The sequence below is a fragment of the Marinagarivorans algicola genome (genome assembly GCF_001292705.1).
GTDB lineage: Bacteria > Pseudomonadota > Gammaproteobacteria > Pseudomonadales > Cellvibrionaceae > Marinagarivorans > Marinagarivorans algicola.
On record NZ_LGAK01000104.1, the window covers coordinates 1 to 1,348 of the forward strand.

Sequence of the window (1,348 nt, forward strand, 5' to 3'; positions counted from 1 at the left end):
GTTACAAAATGCGTTGATCACCATATACAGCGGCGCCGTCATACGTACAACACATACTACAGGTATATTTATTGATCTTGAGATTATGCTGGGCTCAAAATTCAGGGGCGAGCCATTTGATAAAAGAAAGGCCTTGCTGTTTCTTGTCATTATTTGTGGTTTGCTTTAGACGGTACTCTGGGCGCCTACCTTTTTCTGCGTATCACTTTGATGCGCTACTACTCCCGGCAGGAATATGCGCACTATTGGTGCTAGCACACTCAATTTACAGCGCTAAAATGAGTCATCAAAAAACCCTAAAAACAGCACGTTCACCCCCAAAACCCAACGGTTCATAAAATACAGTTGCTCATATTCCATGAGCAACTTAGGATAGTGAATACCTATTATCGGTAAAAAACAGCTTAGCACTCTAGCGCTCGGCCTTATCTTTATTAGGATATTACTCTAAACAGCTGAAAACTCTTTATTCAGAGGGTCTACAATTCGATTCATTCCTAGAGTTCACCAAAGGTGGAATTCAGATATTGGTCAGAAGCGGGGTCTCACACTAAATATGCATTCTTAAACCAATTTATTGCCATTTCTTAATACAGCTGTAAAGTTAGCATAGTATTACTATAGTCTACCCTTTTAATTTCTTCGTGATACTCCTCTTTATTTTTGATAGCATGCTTCTGATTGATTCACATATACATTAATATACACCACACAAACCACCTCAAGGGTTAAATATGAACAAGTTAATTTCATGCATGCTGATATTGTCTTCCAACCTCTCCTCTGGATTTATTTTTGCTGATGAAGAGGCACCTAGAATATTGGCAAATAGCGACTATTATACGGCACCTGAATGTGAATACCGCGACCAGTATGCAGACGGCTACCTTACTTACGATGCACTGTGGTGCAATGATCAGCTAATCGCAGAAATTTACTATATCTTTCCTCAAGATCCTTATGACTCAGACGGGTATGGTAATACACGATCTGTTTACGTGAAAAATTCTGATGATTATCGCGGGATAGTAAATTCAGAGAACGCTTGGGTTGTTTGGAAAAAATAATCTTACTACGCAACTATTCAGCCAAGCTGAAAAAATTCTGGAGTGGCCAATCCATTTAGTCACGATTTTATACTCAATCCGAAGTTGTTACTTATTAACGCATAAGGGTATTAACCAGAGCACTTCCGGCAAGAAAGCAGATACCCACCTCAAAAAAACACATGAAAACAGTTACCCATAGTCAATCCACTCATTAACACCCACAAAAAAGGCGCTACTCGGTAGTAATGCTGATCGTTTAAGCTAATTGAACGATCTTTTAAAGGGCTCATAATAGGCTA

At 39.2% G+C, this 1,348-nt stretch carries 2 protein-coding genes; both read left to right on the forward strand.

Annotated elements, in window-relative coordinates:
- Positions 1-13: 13 nt before the first annotated feature.
- Positions 14-169, forward strand: coding sequence for a hypothetical protein (locus tag AC438_RS17485; RefSeq protein WP_476638774.1), 156 nt, complete (start codon positions 14-16; stop codon positions 167-169).
- A 565-nt stretch (positions 170-734) separates the two neighbouring features.
- Positions 735-1,067, forward strand: a complete 333-nt coding sequence (locus AC438_RS16360; RefSeq protein ID WP_053982326.1) for a hypothetical protein — start codon at positions 735-737, stop codon at positions 1,065-1,067.
- The last annotated feature ends 281 nt before the right edge of the window (positions 1,068-1,348 follow it).

Excerpts from the sequence above, each read along its gene's own strand:
- AC438_RS16360 (WP_053982326.1), top strand. The coding sequence starts at position 735 with ATGAACAAGTTAATTTCATGCATGCTGATATTGTCTTCCAACCTCTCC.